General features: G+C 69.3%; 15 protein-coding genes. 10 read left to right on the forward strand and 5 right to left on the reverse strand.

Features of this window, described 5'->3' with window-relative positions; all coding sequences use genetic code 11:
* Positions 1 to 11: 11 nt before the first annotated feature.
* Entirely contained in the window at positions 12 to 377 is a 366-nt protein-coding gene (locus GONAM_RS17685) for an Rv2175c family DNA-binding protein (RefSeq protein ID WP_005200101.1), read from the forward strand.
* Here the strand turns inward: GONAM_RS17685 and GONAM_RS17690 are convergent.
* Both GONAM_RS17690 and GONAM_RS17695 read right to left on the reverse strand, forming a co-directional pair.
* Complete coding sequence (locus GONAM_RS17690) at positions 346 to 1,938, reverse strand: alpha-(1->6)-mannopyranosyltransferase A (protein ID WP_006868129.1); 1,593 nt, start codon at positions 1,936 to 1,938, stop codon at positions 346 to 348. The genes GONAM_RS17685 and GONAM_RS17690 overlap by 32 nt on opposite strands.
* A complete protein-coding gene (locus tag GONAM_RS17695; RefSeq protein ID WP_006868130.1) occupies positions 1,935 to 3,086 on the reverse strand; it encodes a polyprenyl synthetase family protein in 1,152 nt (383 codons plus the stop codon). Before GONAM_RS17695 ends, GONAM_RS17690 begins: the two co-directional genes overlap by 4 nt.
* A gap of 11 nt (positions 3,087 to 3,097) precedes the next feature.
* On the opposite strand from GONAM_RS17695, the gene GONAM_RS17700 reads away from it, so the two are divergent.
* Positions 3,098 to 4,075 (forward strand): methylenetetrahydrofolate reductase, encoded by a 978-nt coding sequence (locus GONAM_RS17700; RefSeq protein ID WP_006868131.1) that lies wholly within the window; start codon positions 3,098 to 3,100, stop codon positions 4,073 to 4,075.
* Positions 4,076 to 4,088: 13 nt separating this feature from the next.
* Here GONAM_RS17700 and GONAM_RS17705 read toward each other — a convergent pair whose 3' ends face one another.
* From GONAM_RS17705 to GONAM_RS17715, 3 genes are read right to left on the reverse strand one after another with little or no spacing between them, the layout of a single operon-like run.
* The gene (locus tag GONAM_RS17705) at positions 4,089 to 4,976 is read right to left on the reverse strand and encodes an LppM family (lipo)protein (RefSeq protein ID WP_040536853.1); all 888 of its coding nucleotides are present in this window, start codon (positions 4,974 to 4,976) and stop codon (positions 4,089 to 4,091) included.
* 37 nt (positions 4,977 to 5,013) lie between these two features.
* The gene (locus GONAM_RS17710) at positions 5,014 to 6,636 is read right to left on the reverse strand and encodes a phytoene desaturase family protein (protein ID WP_006868133.1); all 1,623 of its coding nucleotides are present in this window, start codon (positions 6,634 to 6,636) and stop codon (positions 5,014 to 5,016) included.
* Positions 6,637 to 6,685: 49 nt separating this feature from the next.
* Entirely contained in the window at positions 6,686 to 7,354 is a 669-nt protein-coding gene (locus tag GONAM_RS17715) for a GNAT family N-acetyltransferase (RefSeq protein WP_006868134.1), read from the reverse strand.
* A 319-nt stretch (positions 7,355 to 7,673) separates the two neighbouring features.
* Here GONAM_RS17715 and GONAM_RS17720 point away from each other — a divergent pair, with 319 nt between their 5' ends.
* The 8 genes from GONAM_RS17720 (at position 7,674) to GONAM_RS17755 (ending at position 16,186) form a co-directional block, all read left to right on the forward strand.
* A complete protein-coding gene (locus GONAM_RS17720) occupies positions 7,674 to 8,138 on the forward strand; it encodes an SAV_6107 family HEPN domain-containing protein (RefSeq protein ID WP_006868135.1) in 465 nt (154 codons plus the stop codon).
* Positions 8,139 to 8,315: 177 nt separating this feature from the next.
* A complete protein-coding gene (locus GONAM_RS17725) occupies positions 8,316 to 8,717 on the forward strand; it encodes an SCO2097 family morphological protein (protein ID WP_006868136.1) in 402 nt (133 codons plus the stop codon).
* 464 nt (positions 8,718 to 9,181) lie between these two features.
* A complete protein-coding gene (gene mraZ / locus GONAM_RS17730; RefSeq protein ID WP_006434990.1) occupies positions 9,182 to 9,622 on the forward strand; it encodes a division/cell wall cluster transcriptional repressor MraZ in 441 nt (146 codons plus the stop codon).
* A gap of 243 nt (positions 9,623 to 9,865) precedes the next feature.
* Positions 9,866 to 10,852, forward strand: coding sequence for a 16S rRNA (cytosine(1402)-N(4))-methyltransferase RsmH (gene rsmH, locus GONAM_RS17735; RefSeq protein ID WP_006868137.1), 987 nt, complete (start codon positions 9,866 to 9,868; stop codon positions 10,850 to 10,852).
* Between the two features lie 2 nt (positions 10,853 to 10,854).
* A complete protein-coding gene (ftsL, locus tag GONAM_RS17740; protein ID WP_006868138.1) occupies positions 10,855 to 11,769 on the forward strand; it encodes a cell division protein FtsL in 915 nt (304 codons plus the stop codon).
* 103 nt (positions 11,770 to 11,872) lie between these two features.
* On the forward strand, positions 11,873 to 13,807 hold the full coding sequence (locus GONAM_RS17745) for a peptidoglycan D,D-transpeptidase FtsI family protein (protein ID WP_006868139.1): 1,935 nt from the start codon (positions 11,873 to 11,875) through the stop codon (positions 13,805 to 13,807).
* 175 nt (positions 13,808 to 13,982) lie between these two features.
* On the forward strand, positions 13,983 to 15,665 hold the full coding sequence (locus GONAM_RS17750) for a UDP-N-acetylmuramoyl-L-alanyl-D-glutamate--2,6-diaminopimelate ligase (protein ID WP_006868140.1): 1,683 nt from the start codon (positions 13,983 to 13,985) through the stop codon (positions 15,663 to 15,665).
* On the forward strand, positions 15,662 to 16,186 hold the full coding sequence (locus tag GONAM_RS17755; RefSeq protein WP_006868141.1) for a UDP-N-acetylmuramoyl-tripeptide--D-alanyl-D-alanine ligase: 525 nt from the start codon (positions 15,662 to 15,664) through the stop codon (positions 16,184 to 16,186). The genes GONAM_RS17750 and GONAM_RS17755 overlap by 4 nt, the downstream gene beginning before the upstream one ends.
* Positions 16,187 to 16,230 lie beyond the last annotated feature (44 nt).

The following is a 16,230-nucleotide window of genomic DNA, read 5'->3' on the forward strand; positions in this document are numbered from 1 at the left end:
CGCTTCTTTCCGTGGGTTCCATTCCGTTGTCGCCTGACACCCTGTCCGCTGATGTCGAGATGCTGTCGGTCGACGAGGTCGCCGACCGGCTCGCGGTGTCCACCAACCGGGTGCGCACACTCATCCGCGACCACAACCTGCTCGCCGTGTCCCGCGGCGGGCATCCGGTCATCCCGGCGGTGTTCTTCGACGACGAGGGCGTGGTCAAACATTTCTACGGCCTGGTCGGGGTGCTGCTCGACGGCGGTTACACCCGCGACGAGGCGATGAACTGGTTGTTCACCGTGCAGGAGGACCTCGACCTCCACCCGGCCGCGGCGCTGCACACCGACTCCGCGCGCGAGGTCATCCGCCGGGCGCAGGCTCAGGCTTTCTGACCTCGTCCTCGCCGTCCGCCGGTTGATCCGGTGTTTCGGTACGTTCCGAACCCCAGGCCCACCGTCCGAAGCGGCCGAGCCGCAACGGGTCCGGACGTAGCAGCGACCAGGCGGCGAGTCCCGCGAGCAGGAACGCCAGCGTGAGCTCGACGGGCTTGTAGAAGACGATCGCATCATCGGGCTGGAAGACGATGAGCATGAACGTCGACACCCCGACCACGGTCGCGCGCGCCCACGGCGGAAGGGTGAACGCCACCGCGATCGCCAGCGCCCACGTGTAGTACCAGGGGAGGGTGGACGGTTCGAGCAGGAGCACGGCCAGCATCGCCCACGCCATACCGGCAACCGCATCCCTCTCGTCTCGGCGGTGACGCCACCACAGCGCGACCAGCGTGACCGCGAGGACCACCGACCCGATCGCACGCGTGATCTCCAGTACCGGTTGAAGATTCAGTGCGACGAACGGTGCGGCGAGCAGCGTGACGACATGGGCGACGAAGGTCGGGATCGTGAACCAGTTGATGATCACATCGGCCCAGCCCAGACCCGTCAGCCAGCCGAATCCCAGGCCCACCAGCAGGGTCCACAATCCGAACACCGCGACCGAGATGCCGACGATCGCGGCGAAGACGCCGATGACATCGCGGGCGGTCACGGGCCGGCGGGACCGTATGTGGGACAGCCAGATCCACAGCACGAACGGCACTGCTATCCCCGCGGTGATCTTGATCGACACCGCGAGCGCGAGTACCGCGGTACCGGCCACGTGGCGTCCGGTCACGACCAGGACGACACCGGTGGTCAGCACGCCGGCCATGAGGAGTTCGACGTGGGGTCCCGCGACGAGATGGATGAGGACCATCGGATTGAACAGCGCCAGCCACAGCCCCGCCTGGGGCGAGGCGCCGAAATGGCGTGCGAGCCGGGGGATCGCCCACAACGACAGGAAGAGCCCGGGTACGAGGACGAGTCGTACGGCGAGGATACCCGCGACGACGTGGTCGCCGGTGACCTCGGTGACGACGCGCAGCAGACCCATGGTGAACGGCCCGTACGGCGCGGTGGTGGTGGCCCAGACCGTCGCCATGCTGTCGACGAGCGGGCCCGGGTGGTGGGCCGGGCCGTCGGCGTAGGGGTTGAACCCGGCACCGAACACCGCCCCCTGCGCGAGGTAGGCATAGACGTCGCGACTGTAGACCGGCACCGCCACGAGCAGCGGTGCCGCCCAGACGAGCAGCCACCGCTGCAGGGTCCGGACAGACGGGGAGTCCGTGGCGCCCCGGGCGATCCGACGCCCCAGCCGGACCCAGGCGAACACCATGGAGAAGACGCCGAGCCAGAAGAAGATACCGAAGAGGTTCTTGCCGTGACCGTAGGTGATCCAGCTGAGTCCCAGATCGGCGAGTGTCGTGGTGTTGCGGGGCGGGTCGCCGACGCCGAAACTGCCGAGGCAGACCAGGATCGCGCCGACCGCGCCGATGATCAGATCGCCGCGTGCGGTCCGGTCACGGACGTCCGTGCGAGCGGGCGTCGGGGTCGATGCCTTCACGCCGGAGTTCACGCCTCGCGATGAGCGGTCCGGTGGGCGACCGCGGTGAGTTCGCTGCGGATGTCGGCGCCGATGTCGGCGGTGTCGAGTGCACCGAGAGCGGCGCCGAGGAGGTCGTCGATCTGCTTCTCCATCTCGGCGACCGCGCCCACGTCGACGAGAAGTCCTCGCGCGGCGCCCAGTTCGTTCTCGTCGAGCGGGCGTCCGATGTAGTCCCGCAAGCGGTTCCCGAGAGCGGGGTCGGAGTCGTCGGCGCGTCGCAGGGCGGTGGCCAGCAGGGCGGTGCGCTTGCCCGACACCAGGTCGTCACCCGAGGGCTTGCCCGTCCGCTCGGGGTCGCCGAAGACGCCGAGCTGGTCGTCGCGCAGCTGGAAAGCGATACCGAGGTCGTGCCCGATCTTCCGCAGCGTCGCGACCAGATCCTCCGTCGCACCCGCGAGACGTGCGCCGAGTTCGAGCGGGCGGGCCACCGTGTAGGCGGCGGTCTTGAACTCCATCACGCGATAGGCCGCGGCGGCCGAGTCGTCACCGCTCGCCTCGTTGACGATGTCGAGGAACTGGCCGCCGAGCACCTCGGTGCGCATCGCCGCCCACGTCGCGCCGACGGCGGGCGGAAGCGCGCGGTACTCGACGGTGCCGGCCGCAACCCCCGGCCGGTGATCGTGCACGAGGTCGTCGGCCCACGCGAGAGCGAGGTCGCCGGCCAGGATCGCGGCGGCCACCCCGTGGTCGGCGGCGTCGCCGGCCCAGGAGGCGGCGGCGTGCCGCGACTGGAAGACGCGATGCAGCGTCGGGTGCCCGCGCCGGGTGTCGGACTGATCGATGATGTCGTCGTGGATCAGGGCGCACGCCTGTACGAGTTCGAGGGCTGCGCCCACTCGCAGCGCGTCGCGGGCCTCACGACCGACGTTCGATGCCGGATCGGCGTCGGCGCGACACGATTCGGTCATGCCGCACCGCCATCCGGCGAAGGCGAAGACCGGCCGGATGCGCTTTCCGCCCTGCAGGACGAAGTCCCGGACCAGTTCGGCCGCAGTGCCGACCACCGGGGCGATCTCGGCCGCGGCGGGGACCGCGACGTCGAAGAAACTGCGCAATTCGGTCTCGACGGCCGCCGGGACCGCATCGAGCGAGGTCGGCGTGGGGGAGGCGGAGGTCACCCTGCCAGGCTATGCGAATCGCTCTCTACACTGTTCGGGTGACCCCAACCGCTCCGGCACCCTCGATCGTCGAACGCCTGTCCGCCCCGCACCGTGGACCGGTGCCGTTCTCCGTCGAGTTCATGCCCCCGCGCGACGCCGAAGGCGAGGCCCGGCTGTGGCGGGCGGTGCGGATCTTCGAGCGGTTGTCTCCAGCGTTCGTGTCGATGACCTACGGCGCCGGCGGTTCGACGCGCGACCGCACGGTTCGTATCACCGGCGAACTCGCCGCCCAGACCACGCTGCTGCCCGTGGCGCACCTGACCGCGGTCAACCACAGCATCGCCGAGCTGCGTGCACTCGTCGGCGCCTATGCCGATCAGGGCATCGCCAACATCCTCGCGCTGCGCGGCGACCCGCCGGGTGATCCCCTCGGGGAGTGGATCGCCCATCCCGAGGGCGTCGAGTACGCCGAGGAACTGGTCCATCTCATCGACACCCTCGGCGACTTCCACGTCGGCGTGGCGTCGTTCCCGGAGGGTCACCACCGTGCCCCCGACCTCGAGCACGACACCCGCAACCTGGTGAACAAGCTGCGCGCGGGCGCCGAGTACTCGATCACCCAGATGTTCTTCGATGTCGAGGACTACCTCCGCCTCCGTGACCGGGTGCAGGCCGCCGATCCGGAGCAGGGTGCCAAGCCGATCATCCCCGGCATCATGCCGGTGACCTCGCTGGCCAGCATCAAGCGCATGGCCGAGCTGTCGGGTTCGGTGATCCCGCCCACCGTGATCGAGCGGTTCACCAAGGCCGCGGGTGACGGTCCCGAGGAGGATCGTGCCTCGGTTCGCGCCGTCGGTATCGACTTCGCCACCGAGACCGCCGAACGGCTCATCGCCGAGGGCGCACCGTGCCTGCATTTCTGCAGCCTCAACTTCGCCAAGGCGACCTCAGAGGTGCTCGGCCGCCTCGGTGTGGACGTCGACGCCGCGCTGCACGTCCCCGCCTGACGCCGACCGGGTCCTAGCTGTCCTTGGGTGCGGCCGAGGCCTTCGGGTCGGCGGCCGCCGAAAGGCCCTCACCCGACAGGGTCGACGGCGCGGTGTTGGTGGCGACCGGTCGTCCCGGGCGCGGGCCGCGGTACCGCTTCGCATAGGCGAGCCGCGCGATGACAAGCACCGCGATCAGACAAACGATCGCGACGAACCAGGACCAGCTGCCGACCGCTGCGGTCGCGGGATCCGGGTAGGTGGCGTCCGCGGTGAAGTCCGACGGTTCGCCCGGAGCCGGGGTCCAGGTGACCGTCGACTCGCCGACCTGGTCACCGTTGGTCGCCGTCACCGGCCCGCCGAAGGTGACCGTCAGCTGGACGAAGTCGCGACCCGGGATGAGCTCGGACAGGTCGGTGTCACCGCGGAATCGGACCACCTCGCCGCTGCGCTTGGCGGTGAGATCCATCGTCAGCGAGGTCTCACCGTAGGCGTCGGCGATGATGTCACCGAGCTGGCCGAACTGGCCTGCGGTGAGATCGGAGAAACTCGCGCGGCTGCCCACACGGGTGACGGCCTCCTCGGGCTTGTCGCCCCCGGCACCCTTGTCGTCACCGTCGGCGGAGTCCGACTCCTCCTCGGGCGTCTCCTTGTACTCGGTCACCGAGACCTGCCCCATCATCGACTCGGGGAGATCCAGCTGCGGGGCGCCACGGGGATTGTCCGGGGACGTCGCGACGATGACACTGCCCGAATACCGATCGCCCACCGTCGTCGAACGCTCCAGGCAACCGGCCATCAGCGGCGACAGGAGGAGAGCCACGACTGCCACCGCCACCGGCATCAGCCGGCGGGGTCGGGACTGACCGCGGGAGGACTTCGGTGCACCCTGCTCGGGATTCGACAATCGCACGCTGCTCATCGTGCCAGACACTCAGCCGAAGAGACGTCTCCGACGCTCAGCCGAACAGACGTCTCCCACGTAGGGCGGCGTGGGCGGCGATGTAACCGCTCGCGCCCGTCACCCCGCCGCCCGGATGCGTCGACGCCCCTGCCAGGAACAGCCCGTCGGCGCCGGGGACGCGATGGCCCGCCAGATCCGGGGTCGGTCGCCACATGAACATCTGGTCGATCGACATCTCGACATGCATGATGTTGCCGCCGATGAGCCCCAGTTCGGACTCGAGATCCTCGGGGGTCTGGATGTACCGGTGGGCGATGGACTCGGCGAAACCCGGTGCGTGACGGTCGACTTCGTCGCAGACCGCCGCGGCCGCCTGCGCACCCAGGGTCGACCAGTCGCCCCCGGCGTCGCTTGCGAGCCGGTACGGATGCCACTGCGCCCACAGGTTGATCGCGTGCCTGCTCTCCGGGGCGAGGCTGGGGTCGATCGCCGAGAAGCTCATCGCCACCACGGCGGGCCGCGGAGGCAGGGAACCCACCGCGGCGGCGGCGTGCGCGCGGACCAGATGTGCGCGGTCGGTGACCAGCAGACCGAGGGCCGAGTGGACGCCGTGGGCGGGCAGGTCGTCGGGCAGGTCGCGGTAGGCGGGTAGCGCGGTCGTGCCGAGGCGCACCGCCATCCCGATCCCGCTCCCGACGACGATGTCGCGCCGCCAGCGCTCGATGGTCCCGGCGTCGAAACCGCCCGCCGCCAACAGGTCCAGGGTCGCCAGGACATGGCAGGCGTTGATCACCGTGGGCGTGCACCGATGCTCACCGGATTCGGTCTGCACCCGCCAGTGGTCACCGCATCGGGTGATCGAGACCGCCGGGTCCCCGCACACGATCCGGCCGCCGTCGGCGCCGATGCGGTGGACGAGCGCATCGGTCAGCGCACCGCTGCCGCCGATCGCCCGACCGGGCGGGATGAGATGCATCAGCGCGGCGAACCCGACCATCGGCGCGGTGCCGGGCGCGCTCATCGGCGGCCCCGACTGCGCGCCGAACCAGGCGAGCCCGGCCTTCAGCTGTTCGGAGTCGAAGTAGCGGTCGAGGAGCGAGTCGCCGGACGTCATGAGTTCGGCGGTGAGATTCATCATCGCGCCGCTGCGGCGTCCGACCAGGCCGGTGCGTTCGGTGGTGGCCGTCGACCCGAGACCGGCGAACGCCCGCCCGAACTGTCCCATCGACGCGGGTCGATAGAAGGCATCCATGACGGCCCGCGCCCGCGGCGTCCAGGTCTCGACGAACTGCCGATATGCCGCGGCATCCGCTGCGCCGCATGCTCGTTCGATGGAGACGCAGGTCGCGTCGAGATCGGTGCGAAAGACGATCGCCGGCGCCGTGTCGGTCGCCGGCACGAAGGCCCAGGGGTCGCAGTCGACGTAGCGGAGTCCGTGCGAGGCGAGGTCGAGGTCGTCGAGAACGGGGGAGTGCCGGATCATCAGGTGCGCCGAGGAACCGCGATCGATGCGGTACCCGGGGAAACGTTCGACGGTCGACACCGCCCCGCCGGGGATGTCGTCGCGCTCGAAGACCTCCACGTCGCGTCCGGCCTTCGTCAGGTAGGCCGCGGCGATGAGGCCGTTGTGGCCGCCGCCGACGACAACCGCGTCGCGCCGCTCCCCGTGCCCGCTCATGCGTGTTCCGTGTCGTGCGCTGTCGTCGTTGTCTGTGCCACGCCCTCCATCATCCAGATTGTTGGGGACCGGGGTGCGGCGGTTGCAGGTTCAGCGGCAGCGGACGGCCGAGGAACGCGAACGGGCGAGGATCGCCGGTGAAGGTGAAATGCCGGAGCACATCCGAGAAACCCATCCGCCGATACAGCGACCAGGCCCGGTTCTGCTCGGCGGGGATCTCCGGCGTCGATAGCAGCACATGGCGTTCGGGTCGCTCGGCGAGCAGCCGCGCCAACAGCAACTGCCCGATGCCGCGACCCTGTGCGGTGGGGTGGACGTGGAGCTCGGTCAGCTCGAAGTAGTCCCGGGCGATCATCTCGATGTCCGCGGGGGAGCGTCCCGTCTGTCGCAGCCCGAGCCGGAGTTGCTGGTTCCACCACTGACCGGTCGCGCCGGTGTAGCCGTAGGCGATGCCGACCAGGACGTCGTCGGGCCCGGTGCCCACCGGCGGTCCGACCCGGCGCCGGGACGTCGGCATCGACTGCGCCTCGTGCGGGGGCAGGGTGGCGACCGCGCCGATCGCACGCCAGCCCGGCCGGGCGATGTGTTCACGCCACAGCGACGCGCGGTGCACCTCGGTCCCGCGGGGATACCCCATCGCGGTCACATAGACGTCGAGAGCGGGCTCCAGCCACACGCGGGAGTCCTGCCCACTGAGGTTCACCAGACGGATCGTCAACGTCGGATCGCCTCCGGGTCCACCGAGCGGGCCCGCCCCGCCCCGGCCATGCGCTCTCCGACCATCTGGTGTGACTGTCCTCTCGGTACGGCAGACTCCGCGGAATCCGGTCGCGGGAGTCGGTGTTGAAGAAGGATGCGGGCGCGGCCCACGCCTTGAAGAGACGCGCACCGCTAGCTATATTGAACGTGTCGAACGGGTGTTCGATGAATGTGCCTCCGCAAGCTGTTCGCGTTCATCCCGACGACATGACGGTCCGGTGGCGGACGAGGGAAGCGTCTGCCACCGGACACCGTCGCCAGCGAGTGAGGAGGATGCCATGCCCGGACGGCCCACATCCCGCCGGTCCGCCCCCGTCGACCCGGTGATGGTCGGACGTGCGCGCGATCTCCTCCAGCGTGCCCATCTCCTCCTCGACAACGCCGACGGTGTCTCCGACGACGCCGAGCGCTTCCGGCAGTTCTATCTCGTCGCCCTCCGTGCGGCCGGCGCCGCGATCGCCATCGGCGAGCCGGCCGGCCCCGCCCGCCGCAAGACGTCGAACGCCTGGACCCGTATCGGTGTGGTCGCTCCCGACCTCGCTCCGCTGGCCGCGCGCTTCGCCACGCTGTCGCCCATCCGGATGAAGATCGAGTCGGGGATCATCCGAACGCTCGACCCCGACAGTGTCGCCGGCATGCGACTCCTCGTCCTCGACTTCCTCCGGCAGGTCGAGACCTTGGTCATCGCTTACGAGCAAGGCAAATTCGGGACAGAGGACCCCCAAATCGGGCGAACTGCGTGAGGCCGGACACAGTTTCGGTGTTCCGTTGTCGTTCCGGTATGTGCATCCGGGCCCACAACAGCGAGTAATGGTGGTCGCGGCTGATTTCACCTCGTATCATGGGAGAATAAGGCGCAGACGCCTCACCGGTCGCGGTTGACCGTCGTCGGCGTCGCGGATCAGGGAGAAGGAGGGTCGGTGCCACTTTCGGAGCACGAGCAACGCATGCTCGAACAGATCGAGAGCGCTCTGTACGCGGAAGACCCCAAGTTTGCGTCCAGTGTCAAGCGTCGTCGGCTGGGTAAGTCGAGTGGCCGTCGTCGCCTGCAGGCGGTGGCGGTCTTCGTCGTCGGCCTCGTGATGCTCGTCGGCGGTCTCATCGTCAAGATCGACATCGGGGGCTTCCCGATCGTCAGCCTCCTCGGCTTCCTGGTGATGTTCGGTGCCGGCCTCTTCGCCCTCTGGGGTGACGACCTCGCCGACTCCGCGACGGGCGCGCCGCGCGCGGGAGGCAAGAAGCAGTCCGGACCCTCCGGCTCCAAGCGCAAGCTGTCGGAGCGGATGGAAGAACGATTCAACCGTCGGTTCGAGCAGGAGTAGACCTCCGGCCGGCCTGACGGCCACGACTCTTCAGAGAGCCGCGCACCCCATCGGGTTGCGCGGCTCTTTTGTTGTGCGACCCGACTCTGTACCCGTGGTTTCGAGGCGCTGTCGACCGTGTCCCACCGTCACCCATTCCCTGGCCCCCACCTTCCCCCACCGGCGTTCCCCACCTTCCCCCACCTGGGTTCCCCACTTTGCCCCACCTGGTGAGAACTGCTGGTCGCACCGGCATCTGAAGCCTCAAAGGGCTCGTCTGTCACACCATCGAAGGACACAGCGACACGTGTCAGCGCACGAGACACGCAAGAACCGCCAGAAGTTTCACCCGTTTGAACTGGGAATTTGCTGTCAGGTGGAGTCCGTGTGGGCTTCTGGGGTGGAAAGTGGAGGAAAGTGGGGTACTGTGGCAGCACTGGGTGAGGCGATCCGGAGCGCGGAACCCAGGGGCAGGAGGTGTCGACATGTCTGTGCGATTCGTCGGCACCTACACGCCCAAATTGGACGACAAAGGGCGACTCACGTTGCCCGCCAAGTTCCGCGATGCACTGGCAGGAGGGGTAGTGGTCACCAAAGGCCAAGACCACAGCTTGTCGGTGTATCGGACCGAAGAGTTCGATGCGATCGCGGCGAGGATCGTCGAGGCGTCACGTAACGACCCTGACCTGCGTGCGTTTCAGCGGACCTTCTTCGCCGGTTCGGAAGAACAGCGACCGGACGGCCAGGGCAGGATCAGCCTGTCCTCCGACCATCGCGTCTACGCGGGACTGTCCAAGGAGTGCGTGGTGTTCGGCAGCTTCGATCACCTCGAGATCTGGGATTCGGCCGCATGGGACGAGTACCAGTCGCAGCACGAGGAGAACTTCTCGGCAGCCAACTCGGCCGCGTTGAACGCGGTCTTGTAGCCGAGAGGGGACGGGGCGAAGCGGTACTCGGGCTTCGGGTGGCACGAGGCCCCGATCCGGTCCGACCCTGGCGTACTTCCCCAACGCCAGGTACGGAATCGGATCGGGACCTCGCTCCATCCGGGGCGCGGCCCGACGGTGATGCACCGTCCGCCCGCGACATGACACTCCTCCGATCAGTCCTTCGCACCGAAACGCCGACTCTGCCGACCGACATGGCCGACACGCCGATGGGGGCCCTCCGTGGATGACACTGGTGACGACACTCGCCGCTCCGGCGAGTTCGGCCACATCCCCGTCATGGGTCGGCGCATCGTCGAATTGCTCACCCCGGCACTGGAATCAGAAGACCGGCGGGTCTTCCTGGACGCGACGCTGGGTGCCGGTGGACACAGCGAACTCATCCTGAACACCTTCCCCAACGTGCACCTCGTCGGTATCGATCGCGACGCCTCCGCGCTGGACATCGCGCGGCGCCGACTCGAACCGCACGCAGACCGGATCTCGCTGCACCAGGCCACCTTCCATGAGATCGCCGACGTCCTCGACGATGCCGGTGAGGAAGTCATCGACGCCGCCCTGTTCGACCTCGGCGTCTCGTCGATGCAGCTCGACCAGGCCGGCCGCGGTTTCGCCTACTCGGTCGACGCGCCCCTGGACATGCGGATGAACTCCGACGACCCGCTGACCGCGGCGGACGTCCTCAACACCTACAGCCACGGCGAATTGGCCCGTGTGCTCTCCGAATACGGGGAAGAGCGCTTCGCCGGCAAGATCGCCTCGGCGGTCCTGCGCGAGCGCGAGAAGGAACCGTTCACGACGAGTGCGCGCCTCGTCGAACTGCTCTATGCCACCATCCCGGCCGCGACCCGACGGACCGGCGGCCACCCGGCCAAACGCACCTTCCAGGCCCTGCGCATCGAGGTCAACCACGAACTCGACGTCCTGCGTGAGGCATTGCCGACTGCGCTGTCGGTGCTCACCGTCGGCGGCCGAGTCGCGGTGATGAGCTACCAGTCCCTCGAGGACCGGATCGTCAAGCGGGAATTCGCAGCCCGCACGACTTCGACCTCGCCGCCCGGCCTGCCCGTCGAGTTGCCCGGCACCGCCGCGGAGTTCCGCCTCGTGACCCGCGGCGCCGAGCGTCCCGACGACGAAGAACTGACCATCAATCCGCGATCGGCACCGGTGCGAGTCCGGGCGGTCGAACGAGTCGAGAAGAAGGGCTGATCATGACGATCCTGCACGATGCCCCTCGTCGTCCCGGCTCCGGCCGTTCCGACGACAAGCGTTCCGGCGCAGGCCGTTCCGGCTCAGGTCGTTCCGATGCGGGACGGTCCGACACAGATCGGAGCAGCCGTCGGTCACGGCGCGCACGCATCGAGTCCGAGCGCGCGACCCGTTCGCGGGCGGCCCAACGCGCACTGGACCGCCGTCACAAGCGCATGGCCACCGGCGCGGTCGCACCGCGCACAGCCCGCGGCGCGGGTCTGTCGATGTCCGGTGTCTCGCTGCGAGAACGGTTGCAGCACACACCTTTCGTGGTCCCGGTCATCGCCTTGCTGGTGCTGGGTCTCGGTCTGAGCCTCTGGCTGTCCACCAAGTCGGCCCAGGACTCCTACAAGCTCGGTATCGAGCGGACCGAGAACCAGTCGCTCATCGACCAGCGGGATGCGCTCAAGCGGACCTACGAATCCGGCAACTCGGCTCCGGAACTGTCCCGGGAGGCAACCCGTCTCGGCATGATCCCGTCGGACAACCCGGCACGAATGATCGTCGACGACCCGCGCCGGCCCCGCATCGTCGGGAAACCCGCACCGGCATCGGGGAAGCCGATGGCCGACCTCAACCCCGAGCTGAAGCCCGACCCCACCGAGACCATCGACCCGCGCAAGGTGGACGACTCGATCGGCCTCGGCGGCGGCGCGGTCGGCGCACCGAACCCGCCGGCGCAGCAGACCCCGGGTCAGCAGGCCCCGGCCCCGTCGACCCCGGGACAGGCCGGGCCGTCGCCATCGCCGCAACCCGCTCCGGCTCAACCCGATCCGGCTCCCGGGCAGGGGGAGCCTTCGCCGCCGACCGAGTCGGGGTCCGCGCCCGCGCCCTCGAGCCCGATCCCGGCCCCGAATGTCGTGCCCCGGACGTGAGGTGGCCGCGGGTCGTAAGGGTTGTCACAGTGCACCCATCGATCTGCAACCCGCCGACGCCAAATCCCTGTCACGACCTTGAAGCGGTGAACAATTGACGACCATGACACGTGCGACCTTCGAGCGACTCGGCCACGCGCCGTCTCGCCCGGGACGTCGCCCGGGCCAGGGATCCCGCGCGACCGCAGGCGGCCCGGGTGGCCGCGGACCGGGAAAGGGTGGTCCCCGGAACAGCGGGGGACTGCACAGCTTCGGGTTCCGGACCAAGGCGTTCGGGGTCGCCGTGCTGCTCGTGGTCCTCGCGGTCGCGGGGAAGATGATCGTCGTCCACACCATCCAGGCCGGGTCCATCTCCGCCGAGGCCGCCCAGCAGCGCGAGTACACGCAGGTCCTGACGGCCAAGCGTGGTTCCATCCTCGACCGCAACGGTCGCCCGCTGGCCTACACCGACGAGGCCCGGTCACTGACGTTCCTGCCCAAGGCGGTTCGCAAGTCGATCGACGAGGAGCACCGCAAGAACGACGAACTGCCCGGCGTCGACGAGCGTCTCAAGGAGATCGCCAAGGGCGTCTCGATGGCACTCGGCGGCTCGATCAGCGAAGAGGACCTCCTCGCCAAGATCACCGGCGACGAGCCCTTCGTGTACCTCGCACGGGCCGTGAGCCCCGACGTCGCCAAGCGCATCACCGAGGAGTTCCCCGAGGTGGGCGCCGACCCGGAGAGTATCCGGCTCTATCCCGGCGGTTCGCTGGCGGCCAACGTCATCGGTGACGTCAACTACGACGGCAACGGTCTCATCGGCCTCGAGGCCTCCCTCGACGCGATCCTGTCCGGCACCGACGGTTCCCGTACCTACGACCGCGGATCGGACGGCGCGATCATCCCGGGCAGCACCCGCAACGTGCACCCGGCGATCAATGGTTCCACCGTCCGTCTGACCCTGGACTCCGACACCCAGTGGTTCGTCCAGAGCCAGGTCATGAAGGCCAAGCAGGCCTCCGGTGCGAAGGGTGCCTCGGCGGTCGTGCTGGACGCCCGGACCGGCGAGGTGCTGGCGATGGCGAACGACGGCACCTTCAACGCGTCGCTCCCGCTGTCGGATCAGCCGAAGGCCGAACTCGGCAACCCGTCGGTCACCTCCCCGTTCGAGCCCGGCTCGGTCAACAAGCTCGTCGCGGCCGCCGCCGCCATCGAATACGGCCTCACCCGGCCGGACACGGTCCACCAGGTCCCCGGCAGCATCCAGATGTCCGGCGTCACGGTCCGCGACGCCTGGGAGCACGGCGTCGAGCCGTACACGACCACCGGCATCTTCGGTAAGTCGTCGAACGTGGGCACGCTGATGCTCGCCAAGCGCATCGGTGAGGAACGCTTCGCCGACATGCTCAAGCGATTCGGGCTCGGCCAGCGCACGGGCGTCGGTCTCCCGGCCGAGAGTGCCGGCGAGGTCCCCGCACTGAGCCAGTGGTCGGGCGGTTCCTTCGCCAACCTGCCCATCGGACAGGGTCTTTCGATGACGCTCCTGCAGATGACCGCGATGTACCAGGCGATCGCCAACGACGGCCTGCGCATCCCGCCGCGGATTCTCGCCGGCGAGGAGCGCGACGGTAGTACCTCGGAGGGGCGTGCTCGTCCCGAACCGGTCCGCGTCGTCAGCGAGGAGACCGCCCGGACGGTCCGCGACATGTTCCGCTCGGTAGTGCAGGACGATCCGATGGGCGTGCAGATGGGTACCGGCACCAAGGCGGCCGTCAGCGGTTACCAGGTCTCCGGCAAGACCGGTACCGCTCAGCAGGTCGATCCGTCGTGCGGCTGCTACTCGAACTCGCGCTACAACATCACGTTCGCCGGGATCGCCCCGGCCGACGCCCCGCGCTATGTCATCGGGATCATGCTCGACAACCCGCGCCGCAGCTCCGACGGCACCGGGGGACAGTCCGCCGGGCCGCTCTTCTCGACCATCGCGTCGTGGATGCTCCAGCGCGCCCAGGTCCCGCTCTCTCCGCCGACCCCGAGGCTGACCCTCACCGCGAAGTGATTCCGACCCGGTGGTCGGCGCACCGCGTCCCGGACGCCGATCCCGGGGTCGGTATCGTGAGTGCAATTCTGCGCCGAACACGAACCCGGGCCGCGGTGACCAGACCGCGAAGACCCCGACCACCAGCACACCGACCACCAGCACACCGACCGAGAACAACCGAGGAGGCGAACACATGACGTCTCGTGGTTCCTCGCACAAGGGATCGGCCGGCAGACGCAAGGGCAACAAGAAGGTCCCCGGTCGTCCGCGTGAGGTCGCGCCGACGGCCGTGACGGTCCTGTCGACGGCCACGGGCGCCCGGCTCGACCTCGTCGGCGGCGCCGATCGCGACACCAGCGTGCAGGGCGTGACCCTGCGCGCCCAGGACGTGCAGCCCGGCGATCTGTTCGCGGCCCTGCCCGGTGCGGCCACCCACGGCGCGCGGTTCGCCGACCAGGCGGTCGCCGCCGGGGCGACCGCGATCCTGACCGATCCGGCCGGCCGCGCCGAACTGAGCCGCGTCCTGCCGCCGGAGACCGCCGTCGCGGTCCTCATCCACCCCAGCCCGCGGACCGTCCTGGGCAGCGTCAGCGCCCGTGTGTACGGCAACCCGTCGCAGCGGTTGAAGCTGATCGGGATCACCGGCACGTCGGGCAAGACCACCACGTCGTATCTCGTGGAGGCGGCACTGCTCGCCGCCGGGCACGCGGTGGGACTCATCGGAACCGTCGAGACCCGCGTGAACGGCGTCGCGCAGCCGAGCTCGCTGACGACCCCGGAGGCGCCGACCCTGCAGGCGCTGCTGGCGTCGATGCTCGAGGACGGGGTTGACGTCGTCGTCATGGAGGTGTCCAGCCACGCGCTGTCCCTGGGCCGGGTCGACGGTGCGCACTTCGCGATCGGGGCCTTCACCAACCTCTCGCAGGATCATCTGGACTTCCATCACACGATGCGCGCCTACTTCGACGCCAAGGCGCAGCTGTTCGTGCCGTCGTCGCCGAACCACGCGGTACGCGCGGTGGTCTGCGTCGACGACGAGTGGGGTCAGCGGATGGCCGATCTCGCCCGCCGCCCCGGTGAGGCGGCGCATCTGCAGCCGGTGACGGTGTCCACCGGTCCGACGCCCGCCCACTGGCATGCGGGCCCGTCGGACCTCGCCGGCGACGGCACCTCCCACACCCCGATCACCGAACCCGACGGCGACCACGTCCTGGTCATGCCTCTCCCGGGCCGCTACAACGTGGCCAACGGACTGCTGGCCGTCGCGGTGGCCCATGCGGCGGGTGTGCCGATCTCCACCGCGCTCGACGCGGTCGCGTCGGTGAGCGTGCCGGGACGTCTGCAGCGGGTCGACCGCGGTCAGTCGTTCCTCGCCCTGGTCGACTACGCGCACAAACCCGGAGCCGTCGAGGCCGTCCTGGCGACCCTGCGCGGTCAGCTCGGCGAGGGACCGGGCCGCGTGGCCATCGTGGTGGGTGCCGGCGGAGACCGTGACGCGGGTAAGCGGCCGCTGATGGGGGAGGCCGCCGCCCGCGGTGCCGAACTCGTCATCGTCACCGACGACAACCCGAGGTCGGAGGAGCCGGCCGCCATCCGGTCCGAGGTTCTCGCCGGCGCCCGGAGCGTCGATGCCGCCGACCGTCCGGCCGGTGCCGAACCGGTACGCGAGGTCGGGGATCGTGCGGCGGCGATCGCCGAGGCCATCGCCTGGGCACGGCCCGGCGACATCGTGCTGGTCGCGGGCAAGGGTCATGAGGCAGGGCAGGAGATCAACGGCGTGAAGCATCCGTTCGACGACCGCGAGGTCGTCGCACAAGCGCTGGACGAGTTGCCGAACGCGACCACCGGCCCGGTGGGCGCGGAGGGTGATCGATGACCGGACCGTTCGTCACGGTGATCCGCGGGGATGCGCCGGTGACGGTCGACGACGCACGTCTGCTCATCCGCCGACTCGCCGAGCACGCCGGCGCGTTGCGCGGCAGCACCGCGGTGGATCGGCCGCGAACCTGGGCGATCATCGGCGAGGTCGCCAGCCCCGAGGGGACCGCCGAGAACCAGCGCGTCGTCGAACACGATCTCCTCGGACGTCTGGCCGTCCGACTGGCCGTCGACAAGACTCTCTGCGTCGGTGACTCCCGATCGGTTCGCGCCCTGCACCAGGGCGCCGTCATGGAGGGGTCGTGGGGCGACGAGGCGCGCATCGTCGACACGGTCGAGACCGCCGCGGCACTCGTCGACACCGACCCGGACTGGCGGCCCGCCGCTGGTGATGTCATCCTCCTCGCGGCAGCGAGCGCCGACCTCGACTCGGTGGTGAGGGCATGGGGTGCGAGCTGCGGATGGCAGGTCCGCGAGGATACTGACTCCGGTCCCGATGACGAGGGGACCGCATCATGAGGGCACGCGATGAGGCGCGCCTGCCGAGAACACTGAACAGAGTC

The sequence above is a fragment of the Gordonia namibiensis NBRC 108229 genome (assembly GCF_000298235.1).
In the GTDB taxonomy this organism is placed as follows: Bacteria; Actinomycetota; Actinomycetes; order Mycobacteriales; family Mycobacteriaceae; genus Gordonia; species Gordonia namibiensis.

What these genes read in the sequence shown, in the direction of transcription:
- ftsL (WP_006868138.1), top strand. Translation starts at nt 10,855, where the DNA reads ATGACGATCCTGCACGATGCCCCTCGTCGTCCCGGCTCCGGCCGTTCC.
- GONAM_RS17700 (WP_006868131.1), top strand. Translation starts at nt 3,098, where the DNA reads ATGCGAATCGCTCTCTACACTGTTCGGGTGACCCCAACCGCTCCGGCA.
- GONAM_RS17745 (WP_006868139.1), top strand. Translation starts at nt 11,873, where the DNA reads ATGACACGTGCGACCTTCGAGCGACTCGGCCACGCGCCGTCTCGCCCG.
- GONAM_RS17710 (WP_006868133.1), bottom strand. Translation starts at nt 6,636, where the DNA reads ATGAGCGGGCACGGGGAGCGGCGCGACGCGGTTGTCGTCGGCGGCGGC.
- GONAM_RS17750 (WP_006868140.1), top strand. Translation starts at nt 13,983, where the DNA reads ATGACGTCTCGTGGTTCCTCGCACAAGGGATCGGCCGGCAGACGCAAG.
- GONAM_RS17705 (WP_040536853.1), bottom strand. Translation starts at nt 4,976, where the DNA reads ATGAGCAGCGTGCGATTGTCGAATCCCGAGCAGGGTGCACCGAAGTCC.
- GONAM_RS17755 (WP_006868141.1), top strand. Translation starts at nt 15,662, where the DNA reads ATGACCGGACCGTTCGTCACGGTGATCCGCGGGGATGCGCCGGTGACG.
- mraZ (WP_006434990.1), top strand. Translation starts at nt 9,182, where the DNA reads ATGTCTGTGCGATTCGTCGGCACCTACACGCCCAAATTGGACGACAAA.
- GONAM_RS17720 (WP_006868135.1), top strand. Translation starts at nt 7,674, where the DNA reads ATGCCCGGACGGCCCACATCCCGCCGGTCCGCCCCCGTCGACCCGGTG.